Here is a 13,194-nt window from a genome sequence, read left to right as displayed (position 1 = left end):
CGAGTAGTGCCGATCTTCCCGACCCCCCGATCTTCTCGATCTCCTCAATCTTCCCGCACCGGGACGATCGAGCAGATCGAGCAGATTGAGTAGATTGCGTAGATCGAACCAAGGGGCAGAGGATGACGAGGGAGATCATCACGCTGGCCTGTACGACGTGCAAGCGGCGGAATTACACCACCACCAAGAACAAGAAGAACGACCCCGACCGGCTCGAACTGCGCAAGTACTGCCCCTGGTGCCGCAAGCACACCGTGCACCGCGAGACGCGCTGACCGATGTGCGCAATCCCCCCACCATTCACGGGGCACGGCGAGGGCACGGCGGCCGATCCGGCTGGACAACGGAGATCGCACAGGGGTGGGCCCGACCGGACAGGGTAGCGGATCGCGGAGAGTGAGCGGATCGCTCAGGACGGCTCCGGGCCGGAGCGGGAGCGGATCGAGAAGGCTCAGAAGGTCGCACCCGCCTGCTCCGGGTCGGAGCGGGGTAGTGGATTGAGGAGATTGAGCGGATCGCCCAGATCGTGTAGATTTGGATGTCGGAGGGGCGTAGCTCTAACTGGCAGAGCGCCGGTCTCCAAAACCGGATGTTGGGGGTTCGAGTCCCTCCGCCCCTGCCATAATTTTTCCCGACCTGCTTCGTCGGTTTGCCAGGCGTCGCAGTCCTGACGGTTGAGGCCCTCCTGCGCCTTCTGTGCCGGGGCGGGGGCTGCTGTCCGCGCGTCTGCGCCCGCCCTCCCGCGGGCAGAGTGGGGGTGCGGCCGGCGCGGGTGAGGACCGATGCCCCCGGCGGATGTGTTGCGCAGGCACTGGTACCGAGTGCATGGCGCCACCAGCCTCGGCGTCAAGCTGTTCGCGCCCATGGGGGTCCTGGTGGTGCTGGCCAGCGGGCTGCTGGGAGCTCTGGGCTTCCGCGCCCAGCGGGACGCGCTCACGGCCCAGTACGTGGAGCGCGCCCGGGGGGCCGCGGTCCTGTTCGAGCGCGAATTCCGCGATGCGCCCGACCTGTCCGACGTGTCCCGGATCCGCCGGTATGTCTCTGACCTGCGGGCCCGTTATCCGGAGATCACCCGCATCACGCTCTACGCGCCGTCCGGGGGAAGCTACCGGGCGGTCTACAGCACCCAGCCGGGCGTGGTGGGTCGGCCGGCCGACGCGCACGATGTCGAACCCCTGCGGACCGGCCGGCATCGCGTCCATGAGACGGTCGAGGGAGGCACCCGGGTGCTGGAGGCCGTCTTCCCCCTGCACCGGGACGGCCGGGTCGTGGCTTCCGTCGGCCTGTACGCCTCTCTGGGCGAGCGCGACCGCCGGCTGCGGGCCTACGTCCGGTCGGCGGCGGCCACGGCGGCGGCCACCCTGGCCACCCTCCTGGGACTGCTCTACCTGAGCACGCGGATCATGGTGGTGGATCCCCTGCGGCGGGCCCTGTCGCAGGCGGAGGCGCTGGCGGCGGGGACGCTGCCTGCCGACCTCCCGCCGATCGAGGACCCGATGCCGGCGCGGGATGAGGTGGTGCGGTTCGAGCGGGCGCTGGACGCCGCGGTGCGCCGGGCGGTTCAGGACCGGGCGCAGATCCGCGCGCTCGCCGTCACCGACCCGCTGACCGGGCTGCACAACCGGCACTTTTTCGAGGAGGTCATCCGGCGGGAGGTCGCTCTGGCCGAGCGGCACGGACAGCCGTTTGCCATCGCGGTCGTGGACGTCAACGGGCTGCGGGAGGTCAACAACCGGTACGGGCACCTCGCCGGCGACGAGCTGCTCCGGGAGGCGGCGAAGTTCCTCCGGTCGCACGTGCGGGCCGCCGACGAGGTGATCCGGTGGGGAGGAGACGAGTTTCTCGTCCTCATGCCCCGTACCGACGATGTCCGGGCCGCCGCCGTGGCCCGGCGCCTGCTGGAGACGGCGGCTGGCGAAGAACCCGCGTTGGGCTTCAGCATCGGCCTGGGGGTCTGGCGGCCGGGGCGCAGCGTGGAGGACGTCCTGCGCGAGGCCGACGCGGCCATGTACCGCCACAAGGCTGGCAGCCGCCCCGACCCCGGCCCGGGCCGCTCGGGCGCTCCCCCGCCGACCTCCGGCCCCCCGGCCCCCGACCCCGGCCCTGCGGGTGCGCTGACCGCGCCTCCTCCCGCAGACCCTGCGGATGGCGCAGGATGAGATCGCGCAGGTTGCGCAGATTGGGGAGATTGAGACAGGCGCGTTGACACCCCACCCCCCTCGCCCTATAATGGGCGATGGCCGTTTTCCAGTCTTTTTTTGTTTTGGCGAGGTCCCGATGGCCAGACTGACGCAGGCAAACGCCACGCCGACAGCCGCCCGGGCCGTGCCGCGGCCGGCGGCGGGCCGGAGACTGCCCGCCGTGGCCGAGAGGATCACCCGCTACCTGCGGGAGGTCTGGGTGGAGCTGCGGCGGGTGGAGTGGCCCGGCCGGACGGAACTGGTGGCCTCCACGGTGGTCGTGGTGGCGGTCCTGGTGATCCTGGCGGTGTACCTGGGCGCCTGGGACGCCCTGTTCACCTGGATCTTCACCCGGGTCCTGGTCCGCTGACCGGCGTTCCGGCCGGGCGGACAGCGGTCCCGGTGGTGGTGACGATGTTGAACGATCCCACCCTTGAGCAGAAAATCAAGGAAATCTTCGCCGACGAGCCGGTGACGGACGCGCCCCCTCAGGAGCCGGCCGCCGAGCAGGCGGAGGCCGAGCCGGAGGAGGTGGCGGAGAAGCCCCGGGATCCCCGGGCCCGGTGGTACGTCATTCACACCTACTCGGGCTACGAGAACAAGGTGAAGTCCAACCTGGAGCGGCGCATGCAGTCCATGCGCTCCCAGGGTGGGGAGAAGATTTTCCAGGTGCTGGTGCCCACCGAGAAGGAAAAGGAGATCAAGGGGGGCAAGCGCCGGGAGGTCGAGCGGAAGATCTACCCCGGCTACGTCCTGGTGGAGATGGTGATGGACGACGACTCCTGGTACGTGGTCCGGAACACCCCAGGGGTCACGGGATTCGTCGGGTCGGGCAACCGACCGGTGCCCCTGGACGACCAGGAGGTCAAGCGCCTGCTCAAGCGCCTGCGGGAGGAACCGCCGCGGTATCGGGTGGCCTTCCAGAAGGGGTCGCAGGTGCGGATCACCACCGGTCCGTTCGCCGACTTCACCGGGGTGGTGGACGAGGTCATGGTGGAGAAGGAGAAGGTCCGCGTCCTGGTGTCCATCTTCGGCCGGGCCACGCCGGTGGAGCTGAACTTCGGCGACGTGGAGAAGGTGTAAGGGAGCGGGGGTATGGCCAAGAAGGTCGTGGCGGTGGTCAAGCTGCAGATCCCGGCGGGCAAGGCCACGCCGGCTCCCCCCGTGGGGCCGGCCCTGGGCCAGCACGGGGTCAACATCATGGAGTTCTGCAAGGCGTACAACGAGCGCACGGCCTCCATGGCGGGGACCATCGTGCCCGTGGAGATCACCATCTACGCCGACCGAACCTTCTCCTTCGTGACCAAGACGCCCCCCGCCTCGGTCCTGCTGCGGCAGGCGGCGGGCGTGGAGAAGGGGTCGGGGGAACCCAACAAGACCCCGGTGGGCAAGATCACCCGGGCCCAGCTGCGGGAGATTGCCCGCCAGAAGATGCGGGACCTCAACACCACGGACCTGGAGGCGGCCATGCGCATGATCGAGGGCACGGCCCGCTCCATGGGGATCCAGATCGTCGGCTGAGGCCCGCCCGGACGGAGGTCGCTGCCCCATGCCCAGGCACGGAAAGCGCTACCTGCGCAACGCCGCCCTGGTGGACCGCAAGGCTCTCTACAGCCCCCAGGAGGCCATCCGGCTGATCAAGCAGATGGCCACGGCCAAGTTTGACGAGACCGTGGAGTGCGCCATCCGCCTGGGGATCGACCCCAAGCAGGCCGACCAGCAGGTCCGGGGCACGGTGACCCTGCCCGCCGGCACCGGCAAGCAGGTCCGGGTCCTGGTCTTCGCCAAGGGCGAGAAGGCGCGGGAGGCGGAGGCCGCGGGCGCCGACTACGTGGGCGCGGAGGACCTGGTGGAGAAGATCCAGGGGGGCTGGCTGGAGTTCGACGTGGCGGTGGCCACCCCCGACATGATGGGCCTGGTGGGGCGGCTGGGGCGCATTCTGGGACCCCGGGGGCTGATGCCCAACCCCAAGGCGGGGACCGTCACCTTCGAGATCGCCCGGGCCGTCCGGGAGATCAAGGCCGGCAAGATCGAGTACCGGACCGAAAAGGCCGGGATCGTCCACGCGGGGATCGGCAAGGTCTCGTTCACCGAGGAGCAGCTGCTGGCCAACTTCACCGCATTCCTGGACGCCATCGTCCGCGCGCGCCCGGCGGCGGCCAGGGGCCAGTACCTGCGCTCGATCACCCTGAGCACCACCATGGGGCCGGGGGTCCGGGTGGATCCCCTCAAGGCGGAGGCGCTCCTCCGGGCGGCGACCGCCTGAGGGGGACGGGCCACCGTCCGGGAGCCGGGTGTCCGCGCGCGGGTCGCGTGATTGCATGCCGCCGGGGGAGTGTGGTACACTCCGTGGCGCTGCCGACAACTGCAGACGGGCCGCAGACAGCAGGTGCCCTGAGGGCCGAAGGATCCGGATGAGGATCGCCTGCCGAGGCATCCGGCGACCGTGACCGGCGGCCGCCGCGGGTCCTCGCCCGCCGCGTCGGGGGGTGTCCGCGGCGGCCTGCGCTGTCTGGGGGGAGCGGGAGTCAGCATGACGCCGGAGAGGACGTCGGGTCACCGAGTGGCCACCCACGTGGTGCGGCCGGAGAAGGTCCAGCAGGTGGAGGCTCTGCGGGCCCGGCTGGCGGATGCCTCGGCCGCCATCCTCACCGACTACCGGGGGCTGAACACGGCGGAGATCACCGCGCTGCGGGGCCGGCTGCGGGAGGCCGGCGCGGACCTGAAGGTGGTCAAGAATACCTTGTTCCAGAGGGCTGCCCAGAGCCTGGGCATCCCCGACCTGGCGCCATTCCTCCAGGGGCCGACGGCGGTGGTCTTCGCCGGAGACGATCCGGTGGCGCCCGCCCGCGTCCTGGTGGACTTCATCCGCCAGATGCGCAAGCTGGAGATCAAGGGCGGGCTGGTGGAAGGGCGGATCCTGACCGCCGAGGGGGTCCGGCGGCTGGCCGACCTGCCGTCCCGGTCGCAGCTGCTGGCGATGGCCGCGGGCGCCCTGCGGGCGCCCCTGGCGGGCCTGGCGGGGGTGACGGCGGGGCTGCCGCGCGCACTGGTGTCGGTGGTGGAGCAGATCCGGCGGGCGAGAGAGCAGGCGGCCTGAGCCCGGCGGGCGGGTGGCAGCGGTGGGATCATGATGGACGACGAAAGGGAGGGTGAGTGACGGTGGCGGAAGTCAGGGCGAAAGCCGCAGGGGTGAAGTTGAGCACCGAGGAGATCGTGGAGGCCATCGGTAACCTCACGGTCCTGGAGCTGGCGGACCTGGTCAAGGCCCTGGAGCAGAAGTTCGGCATCACCGCGGCGGCGCCGGTGGCCGTGGCCGCGGTGCCGGCGGCCGGCGCGCCGGCCGGGGCCCCGGCGGCGGCCGAGGAGCAGACCGAGTTCGACGTCATCCTCAAGACCGTGGGGGAGAAGAAGATTCAGGTCATCAAGGTGGTTCGCGAGATCACCGGCCTGGGCCTGAAGGAGGCCAAGGACCTGGTGGACAGCGCCCCCAAGCCCATCAAGGAGAAGGTCAGCAAGGCCGAAGCCGAACAGATCAAGGCCAAGCTGGAGGCCGAGGGGGCGACCGTCGAGATCAAGTAAGCGGCCGTCCCGCGTCTGGCCCGGGGGCCCATCCGGGTATTGACGGTATGCGGGGCTCCCGGTACTATTAAGGTTACGGTTTTGCGACCGGGACGCGGACGCCGGGACCCGACGAAGACGCCGACACCCGAAAGCGAGGCGCGCCGGCCTTGCTTTCGCTGTTTCATTGAGTGCCATTATCCCTGAGGACAACTGCACGCCGAGACCCGGCCTGGAGGGGCCAGGGCGCCCCGCCGGGGGTCCGGCGCGTGTCCCCGTCCGGCCGGCCGCACTGACCCTGTGCTGGAGGTGACCACAACCCCGTGAAGACCCGCGCCCGCCGGCTGCCGGTTCGCGCCGCCATCCCGACCCCGGCCCGCGCCGCCGTCGCGGTGGCCGGCCAGGTCGTCACCCGCGGTCGCCGCACCCGGGTGAGTTTCGCCAAGATCCCGGAGATCCTGGACGTCCCCGACCTCATCGAGGTCCAGCGGCGGTCCTACGAGTGGTTCCTGCGGGAGGGGATCCGGGAAGTCTTCGAAGAGGTCTCCCCCATCACCGACTTCACCGGCAACCTGGAACTGCACTTTGCCGTGGAGACCAGCCGCCGCCGCCCCGAGCCCGGCAGCGTCTTTGACGACGACGCTCCCCTGGACTTCGGGGGCTACCGCCTGGAGCGGCTGAAGTACACCGAGGAGGAGTGCCGCGACCGCGACTACAACTACAGCGCCGCGCTGAAGGTCCGGGTGCGGCTGGTCATCCGGGAGACCGGGGAGATCAAGGAGCAGGAGGTCTTCATGGGCGACCTCCCGCTCATGACCCGCCGGGGGACCTTCATCATCAACGGGGCCGAGCGAGTGGTGGTCAGCCAGCTGGTCCGCTCCCCCGGGGTGTACTACAGCTTCGTCCAGGACAGCTCGGGCCGCCCCACGCCCACGGCCACCGTCATCCCCCACCGGGGGGCCTGGCTGGAGCTGGAGATGGACCCCGCCGGGGTCATCAGCACCCGCATCGACCGCACCCGGAAGATCCCGGTGACGGTGCTGCTGCGGGCCATCGGCTACGACAGCGACGAGAAGATCCTCAAGCTCTACGACGGCGATCCGGCCATCGAGGCCACCCTGGCCCGGGATCCGGTCAAGGAGCGCAAGGGGCCGCGGGCGGTGGAGGAGGCCCTCATCGAGATCTACCGCCGGCTGCGGCCGGGCGACCCCCCCACCGTGGAAAGCGCCCGCCAGCTGCTGCAGACGCTGTTCTTCGACCCGCGCCGGTACGACCTGGGGAAGGTGGGCCGCCACAAGCTCAACCGCAAGCTGGGGCTGGAGGCTCCCCTGACCTTCCGCACCCTGGTGCAGGCCACCGGGGGCGAGGTGGCCGACGTGACCGTCCGCCGGGGAGAGCGCAAGGAGTTCACCCTCGCCCTCAAGGACGGCCGGGAGTTCACGGGCCAGCTGGGTCGGGTGTCGGTCCGCGTGGACGGCGCGCCGGTGGACATCAAGAAGCTGGAGCCGGGCACCCGGGTGGTCCTGGGCCTCGCGCCCCCGACCCGGGAGGTGCTCTACGTGGCGGCCGGAGACGGGGTGCGCCACCCGGCGGCGGTGCGGGACGACATCGTGGAGGTGGTGCGCTACCTGCTGCGCCTGCACCGGGGCGAGGAGGGCGCGCGGGTGGACGACATCGACCACCTGGGCAACCGCCGGGTGCGGTCGGTGGGCGAGCTCCTGCAGAACCAGTTCCGCATCGGCATGCTGCGCATGGAGCGGGTCATCCGGGAGCGGATGACCATCCAGGAGACGGGGCAGATCACGCCCCAGGTCCTGATCAACATCCGCCCCGTGGTGGCCGCCATCAAGGAGTTCTTTGGCAGCAGCCAGCTGTCCCAGTTCATGGATCAGACCAATCCGCTGGCGGAGCTGACCCACAAGCGCCGGCTGTCGGCGCTGGGTCCGGGCGGGTTGAGTCGCGAGCGGGCGGGCTTTGAGGTGCGGGACGTGCACCCCAGCCACTACGGGCGCATGTGCCCCATCGAGACCCCGGAAGGCCCCAACATCGGCCTCATCTCGTCCCTGGCCACCTACGCCCGGGTGAACGACCTGGGGTTCATCGAGACGCCCTACCGGGAGGTGCGGGACGGCGTGGTCACCCGCCGGATCCGCTATCTGACGGCCGACGAGGAGGACCAGTACGTCATCGCCCAGGCCAACGCCCGGGTGGACGAGCGGAGCCGCCTCAGCGAGCCGCGGGTATCGGCCCGGCACGGCCACGAGATCGTCCTGGTGCCGCCCGAGCAGGTGGACTTCATGGACGTCTCCCCCAAGCAGACGGTGTCGGTGGCCACGGCCCTGATCCCGTTCCTGGAGCACGACGACGCCAACCGGGCCCTGATGGGGTCCAACATGCAGCGCCAGGCCGTGCCCCTGCTGCGCAGCGAGGCGCCCCTGGTGGGCACGGGCATGGAGTATCGGGCCGCGGTGGACTCGGGGGCGGTGGTGGTCGCCCGCCGGGACGGCGTGGTGGAGTCGGTGAGCGGCGACGAGATCGTCGTCCGCACCGACCGGGGGCGGGACGTCTACCGCCTGATCAAGTTCCAGCGCAGCAACCAGGGCACCTGCATCAACCAGATCCCCATCGTGCGCACCGGCGACACGGTGCGGGCCGGGGACGTGATCGCCGACGGGCCCTGCACCGACCAGGGCGAGCTGGCGCTGGGCCGCAACGTGCTGGTGGCCTTCATGCCCTGGGAGGGCTACAACTACGAGGATGCCATTGTCATCTCCGAGCGCCTGGTGCGCGAGGACCTGTTCACCTCCATCCACATCGAGGAGTACGAGGTGGAGGCCCGGGACACCAAGCTGGGTCCCGAGGAGATCACCCGGGACATCCCCAACGTGGGCGAGGAGGCCCTGCGGGACCTGGACGAGCGGGGCATCGTGCGCATCGGCGCCGAGGTGCGGGCCGGCGACATTCTGGTGGGCAAGGTGACCCCCAAGGGGGAGACCGAGCTCACCGCCGAGGAGCGCCTGCTGCGGGCCATCTTCGGCGAGAAGGCCCGGGAGGTGCGGGACACCTCCCTGAAGGTGCCCCACGGGGAGAAGGGCAAGGTGGTGGCGGTCAAGGTCTTCAGCCGGGAGCAGGGTGACGAGCTGCCGCCCGGCGTGAACGCCCTGGTCCGGGTCTACGTGGCCCAGAAGCGCAAGATCACCGTGGGCGACAAGATGGCCGGCCGCCACGGCAACAAGGGCGTGATCTCGGTGATCCTGCCCGAGGAGGACATGCCCATGCTGCCCGACGGCACCCCGGTGGACATCATCCTGAACCCGCTGGGCGTGCCCAGCCGCATGAATGTGGGGCAGGTCCTGGAGACCCACCTGGGGTGGGCGGCCGAGCGCCTGAACGTCTGGGCCGAGTGCCCGGTCTTCGACGGCCCCAAGGAGGCGGAGATCAAGCGCCTGCTGCGGGAGGCGGGGCTGCCCGAGGACGGCAAGATCCAGCTGCGGGACGGCCGCACCGGCGAGCCCTTTGACCAGAAGGTGACCGTGGGCTGGATCTACATGATGAAGCTGCTGCACCTGGTGGAGGACAAGATCCACGCCCGGTCCACGGGGCCCTACAGCCTCATCACCCAGCAGCCCCTGGGCGGCAAGGCCCAGTTCGGCGGACAGCGCTTCGGGGAGATGGAGGTGTGGGCCCTGGAGGCCTACGGGGCCGCCAGCACGCTGCAGGAGCTGCTCACCGTCAAGTCCGACGACGTGGTGGGCCGGGTGAAGACCTACGAGGCCATTGTCAAGGGCGAGAACATCCAGGAGCCCGGCGTGCCCGAGTCCTTCAAGGTGCTGGTGAAGGAACTGCAGTCCCTGTGCCTGGACGTCAAGGTCCTCAGCGAGGACAAGCGGGAGATCGAGCTCAAGGAGATCGAGGAGGACATCGCCGAGACCGCCCGGGCCCTGGGCATCAACCTGGAAGGCGAAGAGGCACTGGTGGAGGACTACTAGGCGCGGACGCCGCCGGAGGAGAGCGGTCATGCAGGACGTCAACAACTTCGATGCGGTGAAGATCAGCCTGGCCTCCCCGGAGACCATCCGGGCCTGGTCCCACGGCGAGGTGAAGAAGCCGGAGACCATCAACTACCGCACCCTCAAGCCCGAGCGGGACGGCCTGTTCTGCGAGCGGATCTTCGGCCCCGTCAAGGACTGGGAGTGCCACTGCGGCAAGTACAAGCGCATCCGCTTCAAGGGCATCATCTGCGACCGCTGCGGGGTGGAGGTCACCCGGGCCAAGGTGCGCCGGGAGCGCATGGGCCACATCGAGCTGGCCGCCCCCGTGTGCCACATCTGGTACCTCAAGGGCGTGCCCAGCCGCATCGGCCTGCTCCTGGACATGTCCCCGCGGGCCCTGGAGCGGGTGGTGTACTTCGCCTCCTACGTGGTCATCGATCCCGGCTCCACGCCCCTGCAGAAGAAGCAACTGCTCAGCGAGAACGAGTACCGGGAGATGCGGGAGAAGTACGGCACCGCCTTCCGGGCCGGCATGGGCGCCGAGGCCATCAAGGAGCTGCTGCAGGAGCTGGACCTGGAGAAGCTGTCCCGGCAGCTGCGGGCCGAGCTGCGGGATGCCACGGGCCAGAAGCGCATGAAGATCCTCAAGCGCCTGGAGGTGGTGGAGGCCTTCCGCAAGAGCGGCAACCGGCCCGAGTGGATGATCCTGGACGTCATCCCGGTCATCCCTCCGGACCTGCGGCCCATGGTGCAGCTGGACGGCGGCCGGTTCGCCACCTCGGACCTCAACGACCTGTACCGCCGGGTCATCAACCGCAACAACCGCCTCAAGCGGCTGCTGGACCTGGGGGCGCCGGAGATCATCGTGCGCAACGAGAAGCGCATGCTCCAGGAGGCGGTGGACGCCCTGATCGACAACGGCCGCCGGGGCCGCCCCGTCACCGGCCCGAACAACCGGCCGCTGAAGTCCCTCTCGGACATGCTCAAGGGCAAGCAGGGCCGCTTCCGCCAGAACCTGCTGGGCAAGCGGGTGGACTACTCGGGCCGCTCGGTCATCGTGGTGGGTCCCAAGCTCAAGCTGCACCAGTGCGGGCTGCCCAAGGAGATGGCCCTGGAGCTGTTCAAGCCCTTCGTGATGAAGAAGCTGGTGGACAAGAACCTGGCCCAGAACATCAAGAGCGCCAAGCGCATGGTGGAGCGGGCGCGCCCCGAGGTGTGGGGGGTGCTGGAGGAGGTGGTCAAGGAGCATCCGGTGCTGCTCAACCGCGCTCCCACCCTGCACCGGCTGGGCATCCAGGCGTTTGAGCCGGTCCTGATCGAGGGCAAGGCCATCCAGGTGCACCCGCTGGTGTGCACCGCCTACAACGCGGACTTCGACGGCGACCAGATGGCCGTCCACGTGCCCCTGTCGGCCGCAGCCCAGGCCGAGGCCCGGCTGCTGATGCTGTCGGCCTACAACATCCTCTCCCCCGCCTACGGCAAGGCCATCACCAGCCCCACCCGGGACATCGTTCTGGGGTGCTACTACCTGACCCAGGAGAAGCCCGGGGCGCGGGGGGAGGGCAAGGTCTTCAGCACCCCCACCGAGGCGCTGCTGGCCTACGAGAGCGGGGCGGTGGAGCTGCACGCGCGGATCAAGGTGCGCCTGACCCGGGACAGCGAGCCCATCGAGACCACCGTGGGGCGCGTCATCTTCAACGAGGCGATCCCCGAGGAGCTGCGGTTCATCAACGACCTCTGCGACCGGAAGGTGCTGTCCCAGATCGTCTCGGAGGCCTACAACCGCCTGGGGTCCACCAAGACGGTGCAGCTGCTGGACGCCCTGAAGGACCTGGGCTTCCGCTACTCCACCAGGTCCGGCGTGAGCATCGCCATCGACGACATCAACATCCCCGAGGACAAGGCCCGGGTCCTGTCCGCGGCCGAGCGCCGGGTGCAGGAGATCGAGCAGCAGTACCGGCGCGGCCTCATCACCGAGCGGGAGAAGTACCAGCAGGTCATCGGGGTGTGGACCAAGGCCACCGAGGACATCACCGAGGCGATGCTGAAGACCTTCGACACCTTCAACCCCCTGTACATGATGGCCCAGTCGGGCGCCCGGGGGAATATCCAGCAGATCCGCCAGCTGGCCGGCATGCGGGGCCTGATGACCGACCCCTCGGGCAAGATCATCGAGATGCCCATCAAGGCCAACTTCCGGGAGGGGCTGACGGTCCTGGAGTACTTCATCTCGACCCACGGCCAGCGCAAGGGGCTGGCCGACACCGCCATCCGCACCTCGGAGTCGGGCTACCTGACCCGCCGCCTGGTGGACGTGGCCCAGGACGTCATCGTCCGGGAGGAGGACTGCAAGACCACCGAGGGCGTGGTGATGACGGCCATCAAGGAGGGGAACGAGGTGGTGGTGCCCCTCAAGGACCGCATCGTGGGGCGCGTGGCGGTGGAGGACATCGTCACCCCCCGAGGCCGCAGGGTGCTGGTGGAGGCCGACCAGGAGATCACCGAGGAGGCGGCGGAGCAGATCGAGCAGGCCGGCATCGAGGAGGTGCTGGTGCGCTCGGTCCTGACCTGCAAGACCCGCTATGGGGTGTGCGCCAAGTGCTACGGGCGCAACCTGGCCACCGGCAAGATGGTGGAGATCGGCGAGGCCGTGGGGATCATCGCCGCCCAGTCCATCGGCGAGCCCGGCACCCAGCTGACCATGCGCACCTTCCACACCGGCGGTGTGGCCGGGTTCGACATCACCCAGGGGCTGCCGCGGGTGGAGGAGCTGTTCGAGGCCCGCAAGCCGAAGGGGCAGGCCGTGATCGCCGAGGCGTCGGGTCGGGTGAAGATCGTGGAGGCCAAGGGCACCCGGCGGCTGGTGATCGTCACCAAGGACGGCCAGGAGATCGCCCACCCGGTGCCCTACGGGGTCCGGCTGCGGGTGGCCGACGGCGACCGGGTGGAGAGCGGCGACCAGCTCACCGAGGGATCGGTGAACCCCCACGACATCCTGCGCATCCGCGGCATCCACGCCCTGCAGAACTACCTGGTGCAGGAGATCCAGTCGGTCTACCGGTCCCAGGGGGTGGACATCAACGACAAGCACATCGAGATCATCGTCCGGCAGATGCTGCGCCGGGTGAAGGTGGAGGACCCCGGCGACACCGAGTTCCTGCCCGGGGAGCTGGTGGACAAGTTCGCGTTCGAGGAGGAGAACGCCAAGGCCATCGCCGAGGGCCTGGAGCCCGCCAAGGCCCGTCCGGTCCTGCTGGGGATCACCAAGGCGTCCCTGGCCACCGAGAGCTTCCTGTCGGCCGCCTCCTTCCAGGAGACGGCCCGGGTACTCACCGACGCGGCCACCAAGGGCAAGGTGGACCCGCTGATCGGGCTGAAGGAGAACGTCATCATCGGCAAGCTGATCCCCGCCGGCACCGGCATGTCCCGGTACCGGGCGATCAAGATCTCGGCGGAACTCT

At 69.6% G+C, this 13,194-nt stretch carries 10 protein-coding genes and 1 tRNA gene; all 11 read left to right on the top strand.

Annotation, left to right across the window (positions count from 1 at the left end):
• The first annotated feature begins 122 nt into the window (after positions 1-122).
• Positions 123-275: a 50S ribosomal protein L33 gene (gene rpmG, locus RB150_10820; protein MDQ7821025.1), complete on the top strand. Its 153-nt coding sequence runs from the start codon at positions 123-125 to the stop codon at positions 273-275.
• A gap of 270 nt (positions 276-545) precedes the next feature.
• Positions 546-622: transfer RNA gene (locus RB150_10815), tRNA-Trp, on the top strand.
• 160 nt (positions 623-782) lie between these two features.
• On the top strand, positions 783-2,159 hold the full coding sequence (locus RB150_10810) for a diguanylate cyclase (protein MDQ7821024.1): 1,377 nt from the start codon (positions 783-785) through the stop codon (positions 2,157-2,159).
• Positions 2,160-2,277: 118 nt separating this feature from the next.
• Entirely contained in the window at positions 2,278-2,550 is a 273-nt protein-coding gene (gene secE, locus RB150_10805; protein ID MDQ7821023.1) for a preprotein translocase subunit SecE, read from the top strand.
• Between the two features lie 44 nt (positions 2,551-2,594).
• A complete protein-coding gene (nusG, locus tag RB150_10800; protein MDQ7821022.1) occupies positions 2,595-3,263 on the top strand; it encodes a transcription termination/antitermination protein NusG in 669 nt (222 codons plus the stop codon).
• 12 nt (positions 3,264-3,275) lie between these two features.
• Positions 3,276-3,701 carry a 50S ribosomal protein L11 gene (gene rplK / locus RB150_10795; protein MDQ7821021.1) on the top strand — a complete coding sequence of 142 codons (426 nt, stop codon included), beginning with the start codon at positions 3,276-3,278 and terminating at the stop codon, positions 3,699-3,701.
• A gap of 28 nt (positions 3,702-3,729) precedes the next feature.
• Positions 3,730-4,446 carry a 50S ribosomal protein L1 gene (rplA, locus tag RB150_10790; GenBank protein ID MDQ7821020.1) on the top strand — a complete coding sequence of 239 codons (717 nt, stop codon included), beginning with the start codon at positions 3,730-3,732 and terminating at the stop codon, positions 4,444-4,446.
• A 267-nt stretch (positions 4,447-4,713) separates the two neighbouring features.
• Entirely contained in the window at positions 4,714-5,280 is a 567-nt protein-coding gene (gene rplJ, locus RB150_10785; GenBank protein ID MDQ7821019.1) for a 50S ribosomal protein L10, read from the top strand.
• Between the two features lie 98 nt (positions 5,281-5,378).
• A complete protein-coding gene (rplL, locus tag RB150_10780) occupies positions 5,379-5,762 on the top strand; it encodes a 50S ribosomal protein L7/L12 (protein MDQ7821018.1) in 384 nt (127 codons plus the stop codon).
• 371 nt (positions 5,763-6,133) lie between these two features.
• Positions 6,134-9,730, top strand: coding sequence for a DNA-directed RNA polymerase subunit beta (gene rpoB / locus RB150_10775; GenBank protein ID MDQ7821017.1), 3,597 nt, complete (start codon positions 6,134-6,136; stop codon positions 9,728-9,730).
• 28 nt (positions 9,731-9,758) lie between these two features.
• Positions 9,759-13,194 (top strand): DNA-directed RNA polymerase subunit beta' (rpoC, locus tag RB150_10770; GenBank protein ID MDQ7821016.1); only part of this gene is annotated, 3,436 nt, incomplete at its 3' end.

The sequence above is a fragment of the Armatimonadota bacterium genome, assembly GCA_031081675.1.
GTDB lineage: Bacteria > Sysuimicrobiota > Sysuimicrobiia > Sysuimicrobiales > Kaftiobacteriaceae > Calidihabitans > Calidihabitans tengchongensis.
Note: the sequence above shows the minus strand (reverse complement) of the source record. Positions and strands in the feature narration are given on the sequence as shown.